Origin of the sequence: Phormidesmis priestleyi BC1401 (assembly GCF_001650195.1) — a bacterium.
GTDB classification, from domain to species: Bacteria; Cyanobacteriota; Cyanobacteriia; order Leptolyngbyales; family Leptolyngbyaceae; genus Phormidesmis_A; species Phormidesmis_A priestleyi_B.
This window is the reverse complement of the sequence record NZ_LXYR01000137.1, coordinates 1-2,881: the sequence shown is the minus strand read 5'-3', so window position 1 is coordinate 2,881 and position 2,881 is coordinate 1. Positions and strand designations below refer to the sequence as shown.

2 protein-coding genes are annotated in these 2,881 nt (G+C 52.5%); both read left to right on the top strand.

The window, feature by feature from the left end; translation table 11 throughout:
* Positions 1-512 precede the first annotated feature (512 nt).
* A complete protein-coding gene (locus A8707_RS25915; RefSeq protein WP_068820316.1) occupies positions 513-731 on the top strand; it encodes a hypothetical protein in 219 nt (72 codons plus the stop codon).
* Positions 732-1,126: 395 nt separating this feature from the next.
* The gene (locus A8707_RS25910) at positions 1,127-2,803 is read left to right on the top strand and encodes a toll/interleukin-1 receptor domain-containing protein (RefSeq protein WP_068820314.1); all 1,677 of its coding nucleotides are present in this window, start codon (positions 1,127-1,129) and stop codon (positions 2,801-2,803) included.
* Positions 2,804-2,881 lie beyond the last annotated feature (78 nt).

The following is a 2,881-nucleotide window of genomic DNA, read 5'->3' as shown; positions in this document are numbered from 1 at the left end:
TTTGAGGTTCAGTCCGTTTCAACGGACTTCGCAAGGCTAGCCCGGAATTCCATTCACGGGCGGGACAGAACCGCAGCGAATAGACGGGTGCAAGATCCGAGTTTCAACGGACTTCGCAAGGCTAGCCCGAAATTCCATTCACGGGCGGGAGATCATCGACGCGAAATCGCTATCTAGAGGGTCGATAGACTTCTACCCAAACTAGAACAAATGTTAGTCATTCGTCCGATCGCCAGACTCTAACGATGACTTGACACCGACCCAAAAATGCCTATACGCTAACGTGTTAAGTTGCCATCACAGTTATATCGGGCAACCGTATCCCCAAAAATCTAGCCGCCATCCAATGCTGTTGACACCAGCACTGGATGACTATTCCCCCAAGCTGAAGCAGCCAGCATGGAGACTTAGTGTGGAATTTTAGCATTCCGCCTAGCCATCCTGCATCGTTACATCTGCGGGGTGGCTAGGTTTTTGGGTTTCCTTCCCCCAACACTCTTGAGGAAACCCCAATGAACTACAATATCCGTCAACTGTTGCCGATCGAGCCGACCCAAAGCGAGAACGAATCGATTCGATTTGTCTTGATTGGCAGTCGCGATTGGATCATCGAGACAATTCATACCCTGCATCACCTCGGATTTGCTGAAGCTGGGTTGTGGAGTCCGATTGTTCCGGTTCCCAACTCGACCGAGGCGATGGCATTGCTCAAGCGCACCCGGTCGCAATAGACCTTTCGCGATTGAAGTGCGATCGTTTCATCTCAAACTGGGAGCGATCGCTTCGCGGCACAGAGCGATCGTACTTCAACCCCCAATCTTCCTGATCAAAACCGCAGCAACGTGGTTTAGAGCGTCTTTGCTGCGTTGCGAACCCGCCCGTGATTAAAAATCACAGTCTAACGGTGCGAAGTCCACTGAAGGGACTGGAAGAGGAGTTTAGGCATTCAGTCCATTTCAATGGACTTCGCAAGGCTAGCCCGGAATTCCATTCACGGGCGGGACAGAACCGCAGCGAACAGGCTGGTACAAGAGGCGGGTTACAGTCTATTTGCGATCGAGCATTACAGGGATCTACGAATTAGACGTGTATTCTGGTGATGGAATGAAAAGCCCCCCGTGCCCCCATGACTGACGTTTTTCTCTCATACTCCCGGAAAGATAAACCCTTTGTACAATCGCTGTATGATGCCCTGCAAAGAGAGCAGCGTGAAACCTGGGTGGATTGGGACGCGATCGAGTATACAGAAGACTGGTGGCAAGCGATCGAGCGAGGAATTGAGGGGACAAGCACCTTCGTGTTTATGATCAGCCCTGATTCGGTGGCATCTGATGTTTGTCGCCGGGAGATCGACCATGCGGTAAAGCACCATAAACGACTGGTGCCGATCGTTCATCGTGAGGGCTTTGAGATATCAAAGGTGCATCCGATGTTGTCGAAGTACAACTGGTTGTTTTTTCGTCAGACGGATGACTTTGCTCATGGGTTTGGGCAGTTGATGACTGCGATCGACACCGACTTGGAGCAGGTCAGAACCCATACGCGGATTTTAGAGAAAGCGATCGAGTGGGACAAGGAGGGACGGAATCCTAGCTTTGTGCTGCGGGGGGAGGATTTAGTGCGATCGCAGGCTTGGCTGGTGCAGGCAGACCAAAAGGAGCCAAAGCCGACGGAACTTCAGCGAGAGTATATCAGTGCGAGTCAGACCAATGAGGAAGCGGCAGCAATTTTGCTCAAGGCGGGGCAGCAAGCAAAACGCCTGGTGCAGATTGGCTCTGGTGTGTTGGTGGCAACGCTGATTGGGGCAAGTGTGGCTGGATGGTTGGCGCTGAGAGCGACTCAGAAGGCAGACCAAAAGGTGACAACGGCACAGCAACAAGCGGATGCGATTACTCAAGAAGCCGATCGACAGGTTAGAGCGGCAGACGCGAAGCTAGAAGCAGCCGAAAAGAAGACCGTAGACGCTCAAACCGCCGTAAAGCAAGCGAAGGCAGAACAAACGCGGGTGCTAGCCCAATCAGAACAGCAAATTAGAGAAGCGCAGGGGAGATCCGCGCAAGCAGAGCAACGACGCAAAGAGGCAGATGCAGCCGTTAGTGTTGCAGAGGTGAAGCTGAATCAAGCTAATGAGTCGGTCAAATTGGCAGAGACTCAGCAGAAAGTAGCAGAAGCGCTTCAGGTAGAGGCAAAGGCAGGAACGCAAATCGAGCGGCTCGGCGCAGTTGCGATCAGACGGTTTGAGACAGACCAAGCCGACGGATTACGGTTAGCGATGCAGGCAGGCTTTGAGTTGCAAAAGTGGGGACAGGGCAAATCGCTGGATCAGTATCCTGCTCTTAGCCCAATCTTAGCGCTGCAATCTGGTTTAGAAAAAATTAAAGAAACAAGACTCCCTGGCAATCAACGCAGCGTCAATAGTGTGGCATTCAGCTCCGATGGGAGCCGCCTTGCCACAGGGGGAGAGGATGGCAGCATCAAACTCTGGGACAAAGACGGAAAAGCCATCACCACCCTCCCCACCAATCAACGCAGCGTCAATAGTGTGGCATTCAGCTCCGATGGGAGCCGCCTTGCCACAGGGGGATCTGATGGCAGCACCAAACTCTGGGACAAAGACGGCAAAGCCATCACCACCCTCCCCACTAATCAAGGCAGCGTTTATAGTATGGCATTCAGCCCCGATGGGAGCCGCCTTGCCACAGGGGGATTTGATGGCAGTATCAAACTCTGGGGCAAAGACGGCAAAGCCATTACCACTTTCACTACCAATCAAGGCAGCGTTTATATAGCCGTTGCCAGTTAGGTTAGGACATACTATAGAAGTTGAGACCCTCAAATGAGCGATGCCAGCCCCCTACAGCGATGACCTCCGACAAAAAGT